The 18,703-nt window shown below is 71.9% G+C and carries 14 protein-coding genes; 6 read left to right on the top strand and 8 right to left on the bottom strand.

Annotated features, from left to right (window positions below):
* Window positions 1–79: 79 nt before the first annotated feature.
* The 4 genes from ACFYYH_RS02895 to ACFYYH_RS02880 all read right to left on the bottom strand — a co-directional run bounded on the left by ACFYYH_RS02895 (window position 80) and on the right by ACFYYH_RS02880 (window position 6,633).
* Entirely contained in the window at window positions 80–1,606 is a 1,527-nt protein-coding gene (locus ACFYYH_RS02895; RefSeq protein ID WP_388544966.1) for an SDR family NAD(P)-dependent oxidoreductase, read from the bottom strand.
* A gap of 246 nt (window positions 1,607–1,852) precedes the next feature.
* Window positions 1,853–2,545: a GNAT family N-acetyltransferase gene (locus tag ACFYYH_RS02890; RefSeq protein WP_388545324.1), complete on the bottom strand. Its 693-nt coding sequence runs from the start codon at window positions 2,543–2,545 to the stop codon at window positions 1,853–1,855.
* Between the two features lie 212 nt (window positions 2,546–2,757).
* A complete protein-coding gene (locus ACFYYH_RS02885) occupies window positions 2,758–3,690 on the bottom strand; it encodes an NADP-dependent oxidoreductase (RefSeq protein ID WP_388544963.1) in 933 nt (310 codons plus the stop codon).
* 282 nt (window positions 3,691–3,972) lie between these two features.
* Window positions 3,973–6,633 (bottom strand): PA14 domain-containing protein, encoded by a 2,661-nt coding sequence (locus ACFYYH_RS02880; protein WP_388544960.1) that lies wholly within the window; start codon window positions 6,631–6,633, stop codon window positions 3,973–3,975.
* A 120-nt stretch (window positions 6,634–6,753) separates the two neighbouring features.
* Between ACFYYH_RS02880 and ACFYYH_RS02875 the strand changes: the two genes are divergently transcribed.
* The 5 genes from ACFYYH_RS02875 (at window position 6,754) to ACFYYH_RS02855 (ending at window position 12,637) form a co-directional block, all read left to right on the top strand.
* On the top strand, window positions 6,754–7,779 hold the full coding sequence (locus tag ACFYYH_RS02875) for a LacI family DNA-binding transcriptional regulator (RefSeq protein ID WP_388544958.1): 1,026 nt from the start codon (window positions 6,754–6,756) through the stop codon (window positions 7,777–7,779).
* 156 nt (window positions 7,780–7,935) lie between these two features.
* Window positions 7,936–9,027: an ABC transporter substrate-binding protein gene (locus ACFYYH_RS02870; RefSeq protein WP_388544955.1), complete on the top strand. Its 1,092-nt coding sequence runs from the start codon at window positions 7,936–7,938 to the stop codon at window positions 9,025–9,027.
* Between the two features lies 1 nt (window position 9,028).
* Window positions 9,029–10,543, top strand: coding sequence for a sugar ABC transporter ATP-binding protein (locus tag ACFYYH_RS02865; protein WP_388544952.1), 1,515 nt, complete (start codon window positions 9,029–9,031; stop codon window positions 10,541–10,543).
* A complete protein-coding gene (locus ACFYYH_RS02860; protein ID WP_388544950.1) occupies window positions 10,536–11,501 on the top strand; it encodes an ABC transporter permease in 966 nt (321 codons plus the stop codon). Before ACFYYH_RS02865 ends, ACFYYH_RS02860 begins: the two co-directional genes overlap by 8 nt.
* 152 nt (window positions 11,502–11,653) lie before the next feature.
* On the top strand, window positions 11,654–12,637 hold the full coding sequence (locus ACFYYH_RS02855; RefSeq protein WP_388544948.1) for an ABC transporter permease: 984 nt from the start codon (window positions 11,654–11,656) through the stop codon (window positions 12,635–12,637).
* A gap of 79 nt (window positions 12,638–12,716) precedes the next feature.
* On the opposite strand, the gene glgC is transcribed toward ACFYYH_RS02855, so the two are convergent.
* From glgC to ACFYYH_RS02840, 3 genes are read right to left on the bottom strand one after another with little or no spacing between them, the layout of a single operon-like run.
* Complete coding sequence (gene glgC / locus ACFYYH_RS02850; RefSeq protein ID WP_388544945.1) at window positions 12,717–13,934, bottom strand: glucose-1-phosphate adenylyltransferase; 1,218 nt, start codon at window positions 13,932–13,934, stop codon at window positions 12,717–12,719.
* Between the two features lie 11 nt (window positions 13,935–13,945).
* Window positions 13,946–15,136, bottom strand: a complete 1,191-nt coding sequence (gene glgA, locus ACFYYH_RS02845) for a glycogen synthase (protein ID WP_388544942.1) — start codon at window positions 15,134–15,136, stop codon at window positions 13,946–13,948.
* 43 nt (window positions 15,137–15,179) lie between these two features.
* The gene (locus ACFYYH_RS02840; protein ID WP_388545322.1) at window positions 15,180–15,974 is read right to left on the bottom strand and encodes a (2Fe-2S)-binding protein; all 795 of its coding nucleotides are present in this window, start codon (window positions 15,972–15,974) and stop codon (window positions 15,180–15,182) included.
* Window positions 15,975–16,343: 369 nt separating this feature from the next.
* On the opposite strand from ACFYYH_RS02840, the gene ACFYYH_RS02835 reads away from it, so the two are divergent.
* Window positions 16,344–17,411 carry a DMT family transporter gene (locus ACFYYH_RS02835; RefSeq protein ID WP_388544939.1) on the top strand — a complete coding sequence of 356 codons (1,068 nt, stop codon included), beginning with the start codon at window positions 16,344–16,346 and terminating at the stop codon, window positions 17,409–17,411.
* Here ACFYYH_RS02835 and ACFYYH_RS02830 read toward each other — a convergent pair.
* Window positions 17,292–18,629, bottom strand: a complete 1,338-nt coding sequence (locus ACFYYH_RS02830) for a transglycosylase family protein (RefSeq protein WP_388544937.1) — start codon at window positions 18,627–18,629, stop codon at window positions 17,292–17,294. The genes ACFYYH_RS02835 and ACFYYH_RS02830 overlap by 120 nt on opposite strands.
* Window positions 18,630–18,703: the final 74 nt, after the last annotated feature.

The following is an 18,703-nucleotide window of genomic DNA, read 5'->3' as shown; positions in this document are numbered from 1 at the left end:
TACCTACCAGAGTAACCAGATGAGCGGTTCTCCGCTCTCCCGGGTTCATCTTCCGGTGGTGTTCCGGTCGAACGGCCGACTACCAGTTGGCGGGCGCGTAGTCCTTGAGGAAGCAGCCGTAGAGGTCCTCGCCGGCCTCACCGCGCACGATCGGGTCGTACACCCGGGCCGCGCCGTCGATCAGGTCGAGCGGGGCGTGGAAGCCCTCGTCGGCGAGGCGCATCTTGTCCGGGTGCGGGCGCTCGTCGGTGATCCAGCCGGTGTCGACGGCGGTCATCAGAATGCCGTCGGACTCGAACATCTCCTGCGCGCTGGTGCGGGTGAGCATGTTCAGCGCGGCCTTGGCCATATTGGTGTGCGGATGGCCCGCCCCCTTGTAGCCGCGGCTGAAGACCCCCTCCATGGCGGAGACGTTCACCACATAGGTGCGCCCGGCCCCGGCCGCGGCCATCGCCGGGCGGAGCCTGCTGATGAGGATGAACGGCGCGGTGGAGTTGCAGAGCTGGACTTCGAGCAGCTCGACCGGGTCGACCTCGGAGACCGTCTGCACCCAGCTGTTGGTGTCGTGCAGGTCGGGTACGAGGCCGCCCGCGTCGATCGCCGTACCGGCCTCGATCCTGGCGAGCGTGGCGGAGCCGCCGACCAGGGCCAGTGAGGTGATGTCGGAGGCGGTCAGGGCCTCGGTGCCCGCGGCGGGCAGGACGGCCTGGGCGCCGCTGCCGAACGCGCCGATCACCTGGGAGGCAGGGAGTTCCCCGGCGGGCAGGGGCGCGGACTCGGCGGCGAGGAGTTCGCTGTACGCCTGCGGGGAGCGGCGCACCGTCTGCGCGGCGTTGTTGATCAGGATGTCGAGCGGGCCCTCCGCGGCGACGGAGTCGGCGAGGGCGACGACCTGCGCGGGGTCCCGCAGATCGATACCGACGATCTTGAGCCGGTGGATCCAGTCACCGCTGTCCGGCATCGCCTTGAAGCGGCGGACGGCGTCTCCGGGGAAGCGGGTGGTGATGGTGGTGTGGGCGCCGTCACGCAGCAGCCGCAGCGCGATATACATCCCGATCTTGGCCCGGCCGCCGGTGAGCAGCGCGCGCCGGCCCGTGAGATCCGTACGGGCGTCGCGGCGGGCGCGGTTCTCGGCGGCGCAGCTCTGGCAGAGCTGGTGGTAGAAGGCGTCGACCTCGGTGTAGCGGGCCTTGCAGATGTAGCAGGAGCGGGGGCGCCGGAGTACGCCCGCGATCTCCCCGCTGACCGAGGAGGAGGGCAGCAGCCCCTGCGTCTCGTCGTCGATGCGCTCGGCGGAGCCGGTGGCGGTGGCCTCGGTGACGGCCTTGTCGTGGGCGGTCTTGGCGGCCCTGCGCTCCTGGCGGCGGCGCTGCTTCACGGTCCGGTAGACGCCCGCGGTGGCACGCCGGACCGCGATCGCGTCGGGGTGGTCCACATCCAGCCGGTCGAGCTCGTCGAGCACGCTCAGACAGACGGCCATGCGCTCGGGGTCGATGCCGGGGCCGTACTCCGGGTCTCCGCCCGGCGCGGGAGATCCGCCCTGCGCCGGGATCCCGCCATGGGCGGGGCTCTCGCCGTACGCGGGGCCGTTCTCTGTCACCGTCATCGCCGCTGCCGTTCCTCGATCACTCGTACGCCGGAGTCCCACCGGGGGCGTTCACTGGGGCATTCGCCGGGGGTGTTCCCTGACTTTGCGGGCGTCCCCGCAGGTCAGGAGCATACCGATGGGGTGGGTGTCAACAAAATCCCACCATCTTGTCCGGTGCCGGTGCGCTGACCTGGTCTGCTTGTCCGAGCGCGCCATCCGAGCGCGTCATCCGTTCACGTCAACCGAGCGCGCCATCCGAGCGCGTCATCCGTGCGCGGCGGCCTGGGACTCCGTCTCCGGGACGCGCACGGCGAGGAAGGCCGTCTTCCTGCGGAGCCGGAAACCCAGGGCCTCGTAGAGCCTGATGGCGTTCGTGTTGACGGCCGCCGCGTGCAGGAACGGTGTCTCACCACGGGCGCGGATGTCATGCGCGACGGCCAGGACGAGCCGGGCCGCGAGGCCCTGGCCGCGGAACCGCGGATCGGTGCAGACCGCGCTGATCTCGGACCAGCCCACCGGACGCAGCCGCTCACCGGCCATCGCCACGAGCGCGCCCTCACGGCGGATGCCCAGATAGGTGCCCATCTCGACGGTCCGGGTGAGGAAGGGGCCCGGCTGGGTGCGTTCGACCAGGTCGAGCATCTCGGGCACATCGGCGGGGCCGAGCCGTACGGCCTCCTCGTCCGGGGCCGCGGCCACCCCGGCGTCGACGAGCTGGACCCCGTCGGCGCGGAAGGTGACCTCCCAGCCGGCGGGGGCGGGGCCGGTGTATCCCACGAGCCCGAGGGGTCCGACCGGTCCTGCCAGGGCGGCGGCGTCGGCCCAGTCCTGTTCGCCGGGGTCGTCGGGCAGGGCCAGCCAGAACGCCACCTCGGACGGATAGCGCAGCACCCGGCCGCGGGCTTCGGCGAAGTGCGCGTGCGGTCCGCCGAGCGCGGAGCGTACGGGCTCGTCCAGCGGATGCCGGTGCCGCGATCGCCGCTCGGACGGCGGCGGCGGTTCCTGCCGCGATTCCTGCCGCGGTTCCTGCCGTGATTCCTGGCGCCGCTGGGAATCCGACCGCGCGGGCGGCCGTGGACCGGTGGTCGGCGGGCCCGCCGACCGGGAGGCGGTGGACCGGACGTCCGGGGTCCGGTGCTCCGCGGGGCACGGCACGGAAGGACGGCCGCTCATGCGCCGACCTCGATCACGATCTTGCCCCGCGCATGTCCTTCCTCGACCGCCCGCAGCGCCTCGTCCGCGCGCGCCAGCGGGAAGGTCCGCGTCACGTGCGGCCGCAGCGTCCCGTCCACCGCGAGCTTGGCGACCTCGTCCAGGACGGCGGCGGTACGGGCCCGTACGACGGCCGCGCCGCCCAGCTCGGGCACCGTGCCCTTGTCCGCCGCGCTGAGCAGCTTCGTGCGGTCGCTGAGCAGTTCGGCCGCCTCGCGCAGGGCCGGGCCGCCGACGAGGTCCAGGACCGCGTCGACACCGTCGGGCGCCACGGCCTTCACCCGCTCGGCCAGACCGGGGCCCGGCTCCACATGCACGGCGCCCAGGGACTCGACGAACTCCTTCTTGCCCGCGCTCGACGTACCGAGGACCCGGATGCCGAGACCGCGCGCAATCTGCACGGCGGCCACGCCGACTCCCCCGCCCGCTCCGGTGATCAGCAGGGTGGCGCCGGGCGCCAGATCCGCCTGGCGCAGGGCGTCGTACGCGGTCGCCGCCGCGACCGGGAGGGCGGCCGCGTCCGTGAACGAGAGCGCGTCGGGCTTGTGCGCGGTGACCGCGACGGGGAGCAGGGTGTACTCCGCGTACCCGCCCGTGAGGGTGGAGCCGAAGACCGCGTCGCCCACGGCGAAGCCCTCCACACCCGGGCCGATCTCCTCGACCACGCCCGCGGCCTCGCTGCCGAGGACGGCGGGCAGTTCGGCGGGGGCGGAGCCGGGGCGGCGGTAGCCGTTGCGCAGCTTCCAGTCCACGGGGTTGACGCCCGCCGCGTGGACGGCCACGAGAAGCTGTCCGGGGCCGGGGCTGGGCACCGGCAGCTCGGCGAAGGCCTCCGTCTCCGGACCGCCGTGCCGGGTGAAGACATACGCCGTGGAGGTGGTCTGGGACATGGACTGGACTCCTCGTTCTGACCGATGGCACCGGATGGCCGCCCGGGACAACAGTCTGTCCAAGGCGGATCACCGGACCACTATTCCCGGCCGGGCCCGTCCGGCCCCGGCCGGGGCGGGGCGGGTCATGAGCCGCGCGGACCACCACGGGCCACGCGTACGGAGGTGCGGTCCCGACCGCCGGACACCGCCGGCCGCCGACTGACACCGCCGGCCCCGGCCCGCCCGAGGTGCGGGCGGACCGGGGCCGTCGGTGGGAGGGCGGCGGTGGGGGGACGGCGGTCAGGGGGTGGCGCACTCCATCGACGCCGGGTCGGAGGCGTCGCGGATCAGTGCCTCATGGGCCGCCCTGAGCCGCTCCGCGTCGGGCTTGAGCACCGTGCGGTCATAGGTGAGCAGTCCGTTCAACTCGCCCTCCACATCGGAGATCTGGGTGTAGACCGCGCCGTTGCCGCCCCGGCAGGCGAGCGCCCGGACGTTGTCGAGCTGCGCCAGGTACGCGTCGGTGTAGGCGGCCTGGTCGACCCCGACATAGGTGTGCTGCACCGGCCAGGCGTGGCCGGGCACCGCGAGTCCCAGTCCGCCGTACTCGCCGCTGACCAGTGCGCGTCTGCCGTCGGGCGCGGGCAGTTGCGGGCTCGGATAGCCGTGGGCGTCGGCGATGTCGCCGTTGCCGCCGTCGACCGCGCCGCAGCAGTTGAGGCCGCTCATGTTGTTGACCAGCCGGGTCGGGTCCCAGGCCTTGGCCTGGTCGGCGACGCGTGCCTGGTCGTACTGGCCCCAGCCCTCGTTGAAGGTCACCCACATGATCACCGAGGGGCTGCCGCTGTGCTGGTCGATCATCTCCTTCATCTCGTGTTCGTACTGGGCGCGGGAGGCGGCGTCCGGGGTGATGGTGTTCATCGCCGGCATGTCCTGCCAGACCAGCAGTCCGAGCCGGTCCGCCCAGTAGAACCAGCGGTCGGGTTCGACCTTGATGTGCTTGCGCACGGAGTTGAAGCCGAGCCGCTTGTGTGTTTTCAGGTCGTACGCCAGCGCCTCGTCGGTCGGCGCGGTGTGCAGTCCGTCGGGCCAGAAGCCCTGGTCGAGCGTGGCCATCAGGAAGACCGGCGCACCGTTGAGGACCGTACGCGGTGCCCCGTCGACCGTCTCGACGCCGATCGAGCGCATACCGAAGTAGCTGCCGACCCGGTCCCTGCCCGCCGTCACCTCCAGCCGGTACAGATACGGATCGTCGGGCGACCAGAGCCGCGGATCGCGGACGGGCACCTGGAGGGGTGTGCCGGCGCGGCCCGTGACCGTGCCCACCCGGCGCCCGCCCTCGTACGCGGTGGCCGTGACCGGCACACCGTCCCGTACCCCGCGCACCTCGACGGCGAGCCGCTCCCCCGCCACGTCCGGGGTGAGCCCGAGGGAGTCGACATGGTCGGCCGCGACCGGCTCCATCCACACGGTCTGCCAGATCCCGGAGGACGCGGTGTACCAGATGCCGCTGGGGTCCAGCCGCTGCTTGCCGACGGGCGGGTTCTCGCCGTCCCTGGCGTCGGTCGGGTCGTAGACACCGACGATCAGCTCCTGGGTACGGCCGGGCCTGAGCGCGTCGGTGACATCGGCGCTGAACCGGTCGTAACCGCCCTTGTGCTCGGTGACCTTGGTGCCGTTGACATACACCTCGGCCTTCCAGTCGACGGCGTCGAAGTTGAGTTTCAGCCGCTTGCCGCCGCCGATCTGCCAGTTCGACGGCACGGTGAAGGTCCGGCGGTACCACATCCGGTCCTCGTGCCGTTCGACCCCGGAGAGCTGGGACTCGACGGGGTACGGGACCAGGATCCGTTCGGGCAGTGTCCGGCCGACCGGCGGGAGCTCGCCCGCTTGCGCGGCGGCGAACTGCCACTGTCCGTTGAGGTTCTGCCAGGCGTCCCGGGTCAACTGGGGCCGGGGGTACTCCGGATGGGCGTTCCCGGGACCCACGTCCTCGGCCCAGGGGGTGCTCAGCTGGTGGGTGGAGGTGTTGGGGCCGCTGCTCCAGAAGGCGGCGACGGCCTTGCCCTGCCGCGCCGCGAGTCCGCCGGTCCCGTCGTAGCGGAGATCCGCGGTGCCGCCCCTGCCGACGACCGGTTCCCGCAGGCTCACCAGCAGCCTTCTGTCGTCGGCGGGGTCGCTCCTGACCGTGCCCAGGGGCCAGGCGGCGCCGCCGATGACCGCGCCGAGATGGGCGGCGAGTCCCGCGGGCGGCGGGGCGAGCCGCTGGGCGAAGTCCAGCCGCAGGGTGCGGCCGTCGGGCAGGACGGTGGCGGCGAGGGCGCCGTCGTAGGCGAAGCCGTCGGGCAGCCGGAAGGCGGACCGGGGCACGGGCCGCTTCGTACCGCCGGGCTCGGTCCACGCGAGGTGCAGATTCGAGCCGCCGTAGTGCTCGAAGTACTCCACCTTGATGTCGTGGGACTGACCCGCCGTCAGCTCGACCGCCGGGCCGGTCTGTTCGTTCTCCCAGTCGTCGACCCAGTGGTCGATGGTGAGCCGGCCGTCGACCCAGAGCCGGAAACCGTTGTCGCCGATCATCGAGAAGGTGTGGGCGCCGGTGGTCCGCGGCACGATCTTCCCGGTCCAGCGGACGGTGACATCGTCCGCGCGTCCCGTGGTGGCGCTGAGCCGGGGGTCCAGATCGGCGAAGTCGATGGCCGGGTCGAAGACGGTGGCCTTGAGTTCATGGAAGTCGAAGGCCCCGGGGGCGGACTGGGTGTAGTACTCGCCCTTGAGACCGTGGACCGGGACCGGGTCGTCCACGGCCGAGGCGGCCGGGACCGCGGTGAGTCCCGCGACACCGAGTACGGCGGCGAGCAAGAGGGCCAGTTTTCTCCTGATGCGCACAAGTCCTCCTTGAAGCTGAGGGTGGCGGCTCGTTGCGACGGTCTGTACAACGTTGGAAGGAACGGCAGTTGGCATGACAGCACGCCGTTCCTCCGCTGTCCAGGGTCCTGACCGGGCGGAGATCGGCACCGTATATAACGTTGTACACATTGGGCGGGGGCGATCCCGAGGGACCACCCCGGAGGGGAAGTGCCGATGAACGTCAGCCTCAAGGACGTCGCGGAGCGCGCGGGCGTCTCCATCAAGACCGTGTCGAACGTGGTCAACAACTACCGCCATGTCACCCCGGCGATGCGGGCCCGGGTCCAGCGGGCGATCGACGAGCTGGGCTACCGGCCGAATCTGACGGCACGTCATCTCCGCAAGGGGCGTACGGGCATTCTCGCGCTGGCCGTGCCCGAGCTGGGCAACCCGTACTTCGCCGAACTGGCCGGCGCGGTGATCGATGTGGCCGCCGAGCACGAGTACACCGTGCTGCTCGACCACACCGGGGGCCGCCGCGAGCAGGAGATCCTGGTCAGCCAGGGCTTCCGGGCCCGGGTCATCGACGGGCTGATCCTGAGCCCCATCGAGCTGGAGCCGGAGGATCTGCTCGGCCGTGACCACGACGCGCCGCTGGTGCTGCTCGGTGAGCGGGAGTACGACCTGCCGTACGACCACATCGCGATCGACAATGTCGCGGCGGCCAGGACCGCCGTGCGGCATCTGCTCGGTCTCGGCCGCACCAGGATCGCCTTCCTGGGGGCCCGTACAGACCGGGTCAACGAGCCCTCGCAGCTCCGGCTGCGCGGCTGGCGTACGGAGCTGTCGGCGGCCGGGGTACCGGCGCCGGACTCCCTGGTCGCGCCGACGGGCGGCTGGGACCACGCGGACGGAGCTGCGGCGATGGCGCGGCTGCTGGACTCCGGCGAGCTGCCGGACGCGGTCTTCGCGTACAACGACCTGATCGCCATCGGCGCGATGCGGGTGCTCTCGGAGCGCGGGCTGCGGGTCCCGGAGGACGTCGCGGTGGCCGGTTTCGACGACATCACCGAGGGCCGCTACGGCACGGTCACCCTGACCACGATCTCGCCGGACAAGCAGACCATCGCCCGGCTCGCCGTGCAGTCGGTGGTGGAGCGGCTGCGGGGCGGGGCCGACAGCCGGGAAGCCGGGCCGGCGCGTGCGCTCCGGGCGGATTTCACGCTGGTGGAACGGGAGAGCACCCGCGGCCGGCGGTGACCGGGCCCGGCCTCGCTGGTGCGGCAGGAGGGGTTTACAGCTCTCGTACAACGATGTAAAAACCTTCCGAACGATCTCAACGCACCAACTGACCGTACGAGTTGACCTCCCGTGGGCGCTCAGCGCGCCGGGGCCGCGCCGAGATGGGGTTCCGCCATGAAGTCTTCCGCCGTCCGCCGCACCACGACCACGACCGTTCTCGCCACCGCCCTGACCGCCGCCCTCGCCCTCGGCGGATGCGCGAAGTCCGAGGACGACGCGGCCGGTGACCCGTCCTCGTCCGCCGGGGGCGACTCGGGTCAGGTGGTCGCCACTCCCGCCACCGGGACGGGCGAGAGCTGCACCGTCGAGCAGTTCGGCGGCACGAGGACGGATCTCGCCACCGCGACCGTCGGCTTCTCGCAGTCCGAGAAGGAGGCCAACCCCTTCCGGATCGCCGAGACCGCCTCGATCAGGGCGGAGGCGGAGAGGCGGGGCGTCAAGCTCCTCACCGCCAACGCGCAGACCCAGTTCTCCAAGCAGATCAGCGATGTCCAGGATCTGATCTCCAAGGGCGCGGACCTGCTGGTGATCGCCCCGCTCAACTCCGACGGCTGGGGTCCCGTGCTGCGTGCGGCGGCGGCCAGGAAGATCCCGATCGTGACCGTCGACCGGAAGATCAACGCGACCCCGTGCAAGGACTATGTGAGCTTCATCGGCTCGGACTTCGTCGAACAGGGCGAGCGGGCCGCGGACAGCATGATCGAGGCCACCGGCGGCCGGGGCGAGGTCGCCATCCTGCTCGGCGCCGCGGGGAACAATGTCACCACCGAGCGCACCAAGGGGTTCAAGGACCGGATCGCGGCCGAGGCTCCCGGACTCCGCGTCGTGTTCGAGCAGACCGGTGAGTTCGCCCGGGAGAAGGGCCAGCAGGTCACCGAGCAGCTCATCCAGTCCAACCCGGACATCACCGGGATCTACGCCGAGAACGACGAGATGGGCCTCGGGGCCGTCAACGCCCTGAAGGGCGCGGGCAAGAAGCCGGGTGCCGTCAAGATCGTCACCGTGGACGGTACGCGCAACGCGGTGCGGGGCATCGTGGACGGCTGGATCTCCGGGGTCATCGAGTCCAATCCGCGCTTCGGACCGCTCGCCTTCGAGACCCTCGACGCCTTCACCAAGGGCGAGAAGGTCGCCCAGGAGATCGTCATCCAGGACAGCGCGTACACCGAGGAGAACGCGGCATCCGGTCTGGGCAAGGCCTACTGACATGCTGTCGGTGACCGGGCTGACCAAGACCTTTCCCGGTGCGCGGGCCCTGGACGGGGTGGACCTCGCCGTCCGTCCCGCCGAGGCGCACGCGCTGATCGGGGAGAACGGCGCCGGCAAGTCCACGCTGATCAAGGTGCTCACCGGGGTGTACCGGCCCGACGCGGGCGAGATCGTCCTCCAGGGCCGGCCGGTACGGTTCGCCACCCCGCTGGAGGCACAGCACGCGGGGATCTCCACCATCTACCAGGAGGTCAATCTCGTCCCCCTGATGAGCGTGGCCCGCAATCTCTTCCTCGGCCGCGAGCCCCGCGGCCGGCTGGGGCTGATCGACTTCGGCCGGATGCACCGGGAGGCGGACGAGGCGCTGCGCGCGCTCGGGCTGCGGGTCGACGTGCGCCGGCCGCTGCGCTCGCTCGGGGTCGGTGCCCAGCAGATGGTGGCGCTGGCACGGGCCGTGGCGGCCGACGCGCGGGTGGTCGTCATGGACGAGCCCACCTCCTCGCTCGAACCACGTGAGGTGCGTACCCTGTTCGAGGTGATCAGGACGCTCAAGGAGCGCGGGATCGCGGTCATCTATGTCAGCCACCGGCTGGACGAGCTGTACGAGATCTGTGACACCGTCACCGTGCTGCGCGACGGCAGGCGGGTGCACACGGGACCGCTCGCGGCGCTGGGCCGGCTCGAACTGGTGTCGCTGATGCTGGGCCGGGAGATGGGCGAGGTGCGCGGCAAGGGACGCACCACCTTCACCGGAGGTCATGAGACGGGCGGGGAACCGGTCCTCGAGGCAACGGATCTGACGGTACGTCACTCCCTGCGGGGCGTGTCCGTACAGGTGCGTCCCGGAGAGGTGGTGGGGCTCGGCGGGCTGCTCGGCTCCGGCCGCAGCGAGACCGCCAGGGCCGTCGCCGGGGCGCTGCCGCCCGACTCGGGCCGGGTGCTGGTCGCGGGTGTCCCCGTACGGACCGGATCCACGCCCGCCGCGATCCGGGCGGGCATCAGTCTGCTGCCCGAGGACCGCAAGGCCGAGGGCATCGTGCCCGGACTCTCCGTACGGGAGAACATCGCCCTGGCCGCGCTGCCCGGACTCTCCCGCTTCGGACTGGTGGACGACGCCCGGATCGACCGGGTGGTGGACACCTTTGTGAAACGGCTGCGGATCAAGGCGTCCGGGCCGCACCAGAAGGTGGGTGAGCTGTCCGGGGGCAACCAGCAGAAGGTGCTGCTCGCCCGCTGGCTCGCGATGCGGCCCAGGGTGCTGCTGCTGGACGAGCCCACCCGGGGCATCGATGTCGGCGCCAAGGCCGAGGTGCAGCGGCTGATCGAGGAACTCGCGGCCGAGGGGCTCGGGGTGCTGCTGATCTCGTCCGACATGGAGGAGCTGATCGAGGGCTCCGACCGGGTGGTGGTGCTCAGGGACGGCGCGGTGGTGGCGGAGCTGACCGGGGCCGAGGTGACGGAGGAGCGGCTGCTGCGCGCGATCGCCTCGCGGACGGGAGAGGGCGATGACTGAGCTGACGGCGCCCCGGCGCGCTCCCCTGGACCGGGCACGGACGCTGGCGCTCCTCCAGGAGTACGGCGTCTACGCCGGTGTGGCCGTACTGCTGCTGGCGAACGTCCTGTTCACCCCGCACTTCCTGTCGACGGAGAACTTCCGTACGCAGGCCGTGCAGGTGGCGCCCGTCCTGATCGTGGCGCTGGGCATGGCGCTGGCCATCGGCAGCGAGGGGGTCGATCTCTCGGTCGGCTCGGTGATGGCGCTGTCCACCTCGCTGCTCTCGCTCTATCTCGGCTACGGGCCCTGGATCGCGCTGATCGTCGCGGTCGTCGGCGGGGCCGCCGTCGGTCTCGCCAACGGTTCACTGATCGCGTTCGTCGGGGTGCAGCCCATTGTGGCGACCCTGGCGCTGATGGTCGCGGGGCGCGGACTGGCGCTGGTGCTGCTGCCGCAGCTCAAGGACGTACGGGACCCGGGGATGGCCGCGCTCGGCTCGGGCGATCTCCTCGGTGTCCCCTATCTGGTGCTGATCGCGGCGGCCCTGGCGCTGGCCGTCGGCTTCACCGTACGGCGCACCACGTTCGGCCGGCAGCTCCTCGCGATCGGCGACAGCCGGCCGGCGGCGAAGCTCGCCGGGCTCCCGGTGCGCCGGGTGCTGATCCTGGTCTATGTCTGCGCGGGCGTGCTCGCCGCGATCGCGGGGGTGCTGGCCACGGCCCGGCTCCAGGCGAGCGATCCGACCTCGCTCGGGACGCTGATGGAGCTGTCCGCGATCACCGCCGTGGTGGTCGGCGGCACCCCGCTGAGCGGCGGGCGGATCAGGATCGGCGGCACGGTGGCGGGCGCCGTACTGATCCAGTTGCTGACCGCCACGCTCATCAAGCACGATCTGCCGCCGTCGTGGACGCAGATCGCCCAGGCCGTGGTGATCGTGCTCGCGGTCTACGCGGCACGGGAACGGGGGAAGCGGTGACCACGGTGGAGACCGGCGGCACGGGAAACACAGGAAACACAGGAAACACGGGCAGCACGGGAAACACGGCGAGCACGGGGAGCACGGGGAGCACCGGCACGAGCGGGAAAGGGAGCGCGGGGCCCGCAGGGCCGGGCGGGACCGGCGCGGGCGTGGAGACGGCGGAGCAGCTCGGTGCGAGCCGGGCCGAGCGGCTGAGCGCGCTGGCGCAGCAGCACGGCGCTCTCGTGACACTGGTCCTGGTGGCGCTCGCCGCCTCGATCGGCTTCGACACCTTCGCGACCGGCGACAATCTCGCCAACATGGCGGTCTCCTCGGCGTTCCTCGCCGTGGTCGCCCTCGGGATGACCTTTGTCATCATCACCGGCGGTATCGATCTCTCGGTGGGGTCGCTGTTCGCGCTCGGCGGGGTGCTCGCCGCCTGGGGTTCCCGGTACGGCACGGCTGTGGCGCTGCTGCTGCCGCTCGCGGTCTGCGCGCTGATCGGTCTGGTCAACGGGGTGCTGATCGCACGGGCCCGGCTGGCGCCGTTCATCGTGACCCTGGCCGCGATGCTGCTGGCGCGCGGGGTGCTGCTGTCGGTCACCGACGAGGGCTCCACCACCTATCTGGTGGACGAGACGTCCTTCTTCGCCCGGCTCGGCCAGGACTCCCTGCTGGGGATCGGTGTGCCGGTGTGGATCACGGCGGCGCTCTTCGTGGCGGGCGCGGTCGTGCTGCGCCGCAGCCGGTTCGGCCAGTATGTGTACGCGGTCGGGGGCAACGAGGACGCGGCGGCCCTGATGGGCGCCCCGGTGGCCCGTACCAAAATCGCCGTCTACACCCTGTCCGGGCTCTGCGCGGGACTCGCGGGGGCGCTCAACGCGGCCTGGCTGGTCTCCGGGGTGACGATCCTCGGCGCCGGCCTGGAGCTGGAGGCGATCTCCGCCGTGGTCATCGGCGGCACCCTGCTGACCGGCGGCTTCGGATTCATCAGCGGTTCCCTCGTGGGCGTCCTGCTGCTGAAGGTCATCCAGAACGTCATCAACCAGATCGGCTCGCTCGACTCGGCGTACCAGCAGGTCGTCAGCGGGGCGTTCCTCGCGGTCGTGGTGATCGCCCAGACCTGGCTGGGCCGTCGGCGCCGGATGCTCTGACCGGGGCGGCCCGTCCCGGCGGGGCAGGCCCGTCCCCGCCGGGACGGACCGCGCCCGCCGGGGGGACGGGCCGCGCCCGTCAGGCGACCCGTTGTCCCTTGCCCAGGGCGATGACGCCGTTCTTGGAGACGGTGTACAGCTCCTGGTCACGGCCGGGGTTGACCCCGATCGTCGCGCCGGGCGGGACATCCACGTTCTTGTCGAGGATCGAGCCGCGCACCACCGCCCCGCGGCCGATCCGTACGTTGTCGTGCAGCACGGAACCCTGCACCACCGCGCCCTCGGCCACCACCACCCCCGGTGAGAGCACGGAGCGGGTGACCTGGCCGCGGATGACACAGCCGGGGCCGACGATGGAGTCGCTCGCGATCCCGCCCGCCATGAAGCGCGCGGGCGGCAACTGGCCCGGGTGGGTGTAGATGGGCCAGCGGCGGTTGTCGAGATTGAACGCCGGCTGGTGCGAGATCAGATCCATGTGCGCGTCGTAGTACGAGTCGAGGGTGCCCACATCGCGCCAGTAGCCGTGCTCACGGGGCGTCTCGCCCGGCACATGGTTGTCCTGGAAGTCGTAGACCTGGGCCATCCCCCGCTCGGTGAGCATGGGCAGGATGGAACCGCCCATGTCGTGCACCGAGTTCTCGTCCTCGGCGTCCCGGTACAGCGCGTCGACGAGGACCTTGGTGGTGAAGAGGTAGTTGCCCATCGAGGCGAAGACATGCCCGGGATCGCCCGGCAGCCCCGGCGGATCGGCCGGTTTCTCCAGGAACCGTTCCACCTGGACGCCGTCCGAGGCGGGGGTGATGACCCCGAAGGACGAGGCGTCGGCGCGCGGCACCCTGATCCCGGCGACCGTGACACCCGCGCCGTTCTCGATGTGCTGTCTCAGCATCTGGCGCGGGTCCATCCGGTACACATGATCCGCCCCGAACACCGCGATGTAGTCGGGCTGTTCGTCATGGACGAGATTGAGGGACTGGAGAATGGCGTCCGCGCTGCCCAGATACCAGCGCGGTCCCAGCCGCTGCTGGGCCGGGACGGGGGTCACGTAGTTGCCGAGGAGGCTGGACATCCGCCAGGTGGTGCTGACATGGCGGTCCAGCGAGTGCGACTTGTACTGCGTCAGCACACACATCCGCAGGATGTCGCCGTTCACCAGATTCGACAGGACGAAGTCGACGAGGCGGTACGTACCGCCGAAGGTCACCGCTGGTTTGGCCCGGTCCGCGGTGAGCGGCATCAGGCGCTTGCCCTCACCACCCGCCAGTACGATCCCGAGCACCGAAGGTCCACCACGCATCGCCGCTCCCTCTATTCGGACTTGAGAAGCTCCTGGTACACCTCGTACGTACGGCGGGCGACCTGGTCCCAGCCGAACGCGCCGGTCGCACGCTCCCGGCCCGCCGCACCCATCCGCGCCGCCGCCTCGGGATCGTCGAGCACCCGGTTGAGCGCCTCGGTGAGTCCCGACTCGAAGGCCTCCGGGTGGCGCGCGTCGTACGGTACGAGCAGTCCCGTGGTCCCGTCGTCCACGACCTCGGGAATGCCCCCGACCGCCGAGGCGACCACGGCCGTTCCGCAGGCCATGGCCTCCAGATTGACGATACCGAGCGGCTCGTACACCGACGGGCACACGAACACCGTGGCGTGGGTGAGGAGCTGGACCACCTCGGGGCGCGGCAGCATCTCGGGGATCCAGTGGACACCGTCCCTGGTCCGTCCCAGCTCCTCGACCAGCTCCCGGAACTCCCGGCCGAGTTCCGGGGTGTCCGGGGCGCCCGCGCACAGCACGAGCTGGGCGTCGGGGTCGAGCGCGCGGGCGGCGCGCAGCAGATGCGGAACACCCTTCTGACGGGTGATCCGGCCGACGAAGAGCACGAAGGGCCGCCCGGGGTCGAGACCGATCCGGTCCAGTACGGCGGTGCCGTGGTCGGGGCGGTAGAGGCCGGTGTCGATGCCGTTGTACACGACATGCACCCGGCCGGGGTCCAGCGCGGGATAGCAGGCGAGGATGTCGTCGCGCATACCGCGCGAGACGGCGATCACGGCGTCCGCGCTCTCGAACGCCGTGCGCTCCGCCCAGCTCGACAGGGCATAGCCGCCGCCGAGCTGTTCGGCCTTCCAGGGCCGCAGCGGCTCCAGGGAGTGCGCGGTCACCACATGGGGGATGCCGTGGAGCAGTTTGGCGACATGGCCGGCGAGATTGGCGTACCAGGTGTGGGAGTGCACCAGCTCGCGCCCGTCGAGCGCCGCCGCCATCGACAGATCCACCGAGAAGGTGCGCAGGGCGTCATTGGCGCCGTCGAGTCCGGGGGCCGCCCGGTGGCGGACCACTCCCCCGTCCCGCGCCGGGGCGGTCCGCCCGGCGTCGTCGCCCGCGTCCCAGCAGTGCACGGTGAGATCGGTCAGGGAGCGCAGCTCCCTGGCCAGGAATTCCACATGGACGCCCGCGCCGCCGTAGACGTCCGGCGGATACTCGCGCGTGAGCAGGCCGACTTTCACGCCATCCCCCTACCCTCGCCCGGCGATCGCAGCCCTGTCATGGTCACCCGGATTCGGCCCGGGCGGAAGAGCGCGGCGGCGGCCGGTCGAAGACACAGTCCCCGCAGAGGCCGCCCGCCGGGCAGCGGTAGTAGAGACAGCAACTGCGCCGTCTGAAGGATCCGGCCACGGTGGCACCGGTGGTACGCAGGTCGGGATGGCCGAAAAGCTCCGCCGCCAGAACAGCGGCCCGCTCCGCCGCCTCCGGTCTGCCGTTCCGCTTCGCCCAGCCGCTCAGCTCCCGTACGGCTCCGGCGAGGGCCGAGCCGGCGTTGCCCCACAGCAGCCGGGGTGAGATGCGCCCGTCGCGGCGCAGGGCCTCGGCGAGCGGGACGAGATGGCCGTACTGCACCACCTCACGGACGGCCGCCGCGGTGGCGGGCAGCGCCGGCACCCCGGGCGCGGGCGCGGACGCGGCTCCCGGCGCGGGCACGGACGCGGCCCCGGCCCCGGCCCCGGCCCCGTCCAAGGCCCCGGTCAGAACGAGATCGACCCGGGTCAGAACGAGATCGTCGGGCGAGGTGAGAGAGGGGTCCCAGTACAGCCCGCGCGGGTCCAGCCGCGGGACGGCGTCCGCCAGCACGGCGCCGCCGAGCGCGATCGACCAGAGCCGGGCGGCGAGTCCGAGCTGTGCGACCGAGGCGGCGACCCGGCGCTCGGGAGCCCGCAGCCGGGCCGCGACCCGGTCGACCCGGGCCGTCAGCGGCGCGTGGTCGCGCTCGTACACCTGGGCGAGCGGGACATGCCCGACTCCGGGCGCACCGGTCCGCAGGGCGAAGAATCCGCCCACGGAGCCGATCTCCGCCAACGCCGGGCCACCGAGGCGCCCCGGCCCGGCCGCATGCTCCGGTCCGGAGCCGGCCCCACGGTCCTGACCGGGCGGGCCGGCGCGGTCCTTACGGTCCCCACCGGTCCCGGCGGCACGGTGTTCCTGGTCCACACTGCGTCCTCTCACTCACTCTCCGTGAGTATTCCTCCCCGGTCGCGACGCGCCGCGACCGGGTCCGCCGTGCCCAGGACGCCCCGGCGACGGCCATCCACCCGCCGCTGACCTGGGCGACCCTCCGTGGGAGGACTTCCGGCTCCACCCCGTACTACGACAGCAGTACACAGGATTGACCTCTCCAGGACGACGCCCCGGACACACGGAAGAGAGATCGTGGAAGGCATGAGTGCACTCGCGCTGTCCGTGCTCCTGTCCCTGGTGTCCGCGGTCGCGTACGCGACCGGCGCGATCCTCCAGGAGCGCGTCGCGGCGAACACCCCCGACCGCCCCTACGCGCCCCTGCACCACAGGGCGTGGTGGGCCGCCGTGGTGCTGAACGGTCTGGGCGCGGCCCTCCATGTCGCGGCGCTGGCGTACGGTCCGCTCAGCCTGGTCCAGCCGCTCGGCGCGCTCACCATCGTCTTCGCGCTGCCCATGGCGGCGCTCTTCGTGGGCCGCAGGGCCGGACGCACCGCGTGGCGTGGCGCGATCATGGCGAGTGTGGGTCTGGCGGGGCTGCTCGCGCTGACCTCGGGCACCGACACCCACGCGCTGGGCGGCGAGGAGCGGCTGATCCTGGCGTCGGCCACGCTGGGCGGGCTGGGTGTGCTCTTCCTCGCCGCGCAGACCGTGGGGCGGCCGGCCGTACGGAGCGTGCTGCTGGCCGCGGCGGCGGGTGTCGCGTTCGGTATCGCCTCGGTCTTCACCAAGACCGTCACGGTGGACTGGACCTCGGACACGCCGGCCGTGCAGGTGCCGAGCCTGCTGATCATCGGCGTCTTCGCGCTCGGCGGGCTGCTGCTCTCCCAGGCGTCCTACCGGGGCGCCGGGCTGGCCGCCCCGCTGGCCACGGTGACGGTCGTCAATCCGGTGGTGGCCGCGACCGTGGGCCTGACGCTCTTCGGTGAGGATTTCCGGTACGGCGTCCTCGGTACGGTGCTGGCGCTGGGTTCCGGGGTCGTCGCCGCGGGCGGGCTGATCCTGCTCACCACGGAACGGCTCGGGGCCTCGCGGCCGGGCGGCCCGGGGGCGACGGTGGCCTCCGCGGATCCCTCCGCGCACGCGGGTCACCCGGGCGCCCCCGGGCCTGCCGGGCCGGGGGGCAGCACCGTGGCTCCTGCCCCGGGTCCGTCAGAGCCGGATGCCCGCGGCCCGCAGATAGGCGAGCGGGTCGATGTCGGACCCGTAGTCCGGCCCCGTACGCATCTCGAAGTGGAGATGCGGTCCCGTACTGTTACCGGTCGATCCTGAGCGGGCGATGCGCTGGCCGCCGCCGACCTCCTGGCCCTCCCGCACATTGAGCGCGGACAGATGCGCGTACTGGCTGTACTTGCCGTCGGCGTGCCGGATGACGATCTGATAGCCGTACGAGCCCGCCCAGCCGGCCGAGACCACGCGTCCGGCGGCCACGGCCTTCACCGAGGTGCCGGTGGGGACCGGGAAGTCCACGCCCGTGTGGTACCCGCTGGCCCAGGAGCCCGACTGGCGGTACTGGGTGCCGGTGGAGGCGGAGACGGGGGCGCTGACCGCGCCCGTCCTCGGCTTCTCCGGGCGGGCGGGCGCCTTGGCCTGCTGCTTCTTCTCCGTCTGCGCCGGCTTCTCGGCCCTGGGCTTGTCCGCCTTGGGCTTCTCGGCCTCCTTCGGCTTCGCCGCCGCCTGCTGGGGGCGGGGCTTCGCCGGCTGCTTCTGCTGGACCTCCTGCTTCGGCTTCGCCGCCGGTACGGGCTTCGCCGTCTCCCCGGGCCGCGCGGTGGCGCCGTTCTTCGGGGGCGCCAGCACGTGCAGGACCAGCTTCTGGCCAGGGAAGATCAGATCGGGGTCGGTCCCGATGAGCTGACGGTTCTCCTCGTAAAGCCGCTGCCAGCCGCCCTTGACGGACTCCTCCACGGCGATCCGGGAGAGCGAGTCCCCGCGCGCCACGGTGTAGCCCTCGCGCTGCGTCGGGACGGTGGTGGGCGACACGGGCTTCTTCGGCCCGGCCTTCGGCGGCCCGGTCTTCTCCTGGAGCGGCCCGCTCGTCCTCTCCGCGGCGGCCTTCGGGGCGTTGCCCGAGTCGCGCGTCCGCTCCGGGCTGATGTCCGGCGCGTCACCGCCCCGGGTCAGTCCGGCCTGGACCGAGCAGGCGGGCCAGGCTCCGGGGCCCTGCCCCTTGAGCACCTTCTCCGCGACGGCGATCTGCTCGTCCTTCGTGGCGAGATCGGCACGCGGCGCGTAGTCCCCGCCGCCGTACGCCTCCCAGGTGGACTGGCTGAACTGGAGTCCGCCGAAGTAGCCGTTGCCGGTGTTGATCTGCCAGTTGTTGGTCGACTCGCAGGCGGCGACCTTCTCCCAGACATCCACCGACGCCCCGTGCGCCGACCCCGCGGCGATGAGCGGCAGTGCCATTCCCGCACCGCTCGCCGTAACGGTCAGCGATGCGCGGTTGATACGGCTCGGCTGGTATCTGCGGTGCCGACCGGTTGCGGCCATGACTGGGCTCCCCCACTGGCTGTAGGACACGTCGCAAGCGGACAACTTACGGGCTGGGTACACACCGTGACAAG

The sequence above is a fragment of the Streptomyces sp. NPDC002018 genome, assembly GCF_042890865.1.
Classification (GTDB): Bacteria; Actinomycetota; Actinomycetes; order Streptomycetales; family Streptomycetaceae; genus Streptomyces.
The sequence above is the reverse complement of the archived record's forward strand: the minus strand, read 5'-3'. Positions and strand labels throughout refer to the sequence as shown.

Excerpts from the sequence above, each read along its gene's own strand:
- ACFYYH_RS02880 (WP_388544960.1), bottom strand. The coding sequence starts at position 6,633 with ATGCCAACTGCCGTTCCTTCCAACGTTGTACAGACCGTCGCAACGAGC.
- ACFYYH_RS02865 (WP_388544952.1), top strand. The coding sequence starts at position 9,029 with ATGCTGTCGGTGACCGGGCTGACCAAGACCTTTCCCGGTGCGCGGGCC.
- glgC (WP_388544945.1), bottom strand. The coding sequence starts at position 13,934 with ATGCGTGGTGGACCTTCGGTGCTCGGGATCGTACTGGCGGGTGGTGAG.
- ACFYYH_RS02875 (WP_388544958.1), top strand. The coding sequence starts at position 6,754 with ATGAACGTCAGCCTCAAGGACGTCGCGGAGCGCGCGGGCGTCTCCATC.
- ACFYYH_RS02835 (WP_388544939.1), top strand. The coding sequence starts at position 16,344 with ATGAGTGCACTCGCGCTGTCCGTGCTCCTGTCCCTGGTGTCCGCGGTC.
- ACFYYH_RS02885 (WP_388544963.1), bottom strand. The coding sequence starts at position 3,690 with ATGTCCCAGACCACCTCCACGGCGTATGTCTTCACCCGGCACGGCGGT.
- ACFYYH_RS02830 (WP_388544937.1), bottom strand. The coding sequence starts at position 18,629 with ATGGCCGCAACCGGTCGGCACCGCAGATACCAGCCGAGCCGTATCAAC.
- ACFYYH_RS02895 (WP_388544966.1), bottom strand. The coding sequence starts at position 1,606 with ATGACGGTGACAGAGAACGGCCCCGCGTACGGCGAGAGCCCCGCCCAT.
- ACFYYH_RS02860 (WP_388544950.1), top strand. The coding sequence starts at position 10,536 with ATGACTGAGCTGACGGCGCCCCGGCGCGCTCCCCTGGACCGGGCACGG.
- ACFYYH_RS02870 (WP_388544955.1), top strand. The coding sequence starts at position 7,936 with ATGAAGTCTTCCGCCGTCCGCCGCACCACGACCACGACCGTTCTCGCC.